Raw genomic sequence first — 777 nt, 5'->3', positions numbered from 1 at the left:
GGGCGCCGGTGGCCGGGCCCGGTCGGTGGGCAGCGATATCAGCTCCGGCACATCGGCCAATTCCTGACGCCAGTAGGCCAGCTGCCTGTGCAGCACGCTGTCGGGGTCGGACTCGCGTCCCAGCCAATCCCGTTGCCACAGGGCGTAATCCGCATACTGCACGGGCAGCGGCACCCAGTCGGGCGCCCGGTTCCGGCACCGCGCCTGGTAGGCCCGGCCCATGTCGGTGACCATCGGCGCCATTGACCAGCCGTCGAAGGCGATGTGGTGCAACACGATACCCAGGACGTGCTGTCCGGCTCCCACCGAGAAGAGCTGCGCGCGAATGGGGACATCGACCGACAGATCGAAGGGGTACGCCGCCAAATCTTGCAGAGCGGCGGCGATGTCGTGTTCGGCCATGGGCAGCACCGTCGGCGCACCCTCCTGCCGCCACAGGCCTGCGTGGGCCGGCAGCACTTGTTGTTGGGCCACGCCGTCGACGTCGGGAAAGACGGTTCGCAGCGACTCGTGCCGGGCGATCACGTCGTCCAACGCCGCGGCCAGCGCTTCGACGTTCAGCGCGCCGGTGAACCGAAAGGCGGTCGGCATGTTGTACGTCGCGGCGCCGTCCTCGAACTGGTTGAGGAACCACAGCCGCTGTTGGGCGTACGACAACGGAACACGGTCCGGCCGGGGCAGTGCGACGAGCGGCGGCCGCGCCGGACCGCCACGATGCCGGTTCAGATGGTCGGCGAGGTCGCGCACGGTGGAGACCTCGAACAGGTAGCGGACCGG

General features: G+C 69.1%; 1 protein-coding gene. It reads right to left on the bottom strand.

Features of this window, described 5'->3' with window-relative positions; genetic code table 11:
• Positions 1-777 (bottom strand): condensation domain-containing protein (locus A5714_RS10520; RefSeq protein WP_231975864.1); only part of this gene is annotated, 777 nt, incomplete at both ends.

Source organism: Mycobacterium sp. E2462 (assembly GCF_001672685.1).
GTDB lineage: Bacteria > Actinomycetota > Actinomycetes > Mycobacteriales > Mycobacteriaceae > Mycobacterium.
Note: the sequence above shows the minus strand (reverse complement) of the source record. Positions and strands in the feature narration are given on the sequence as shown.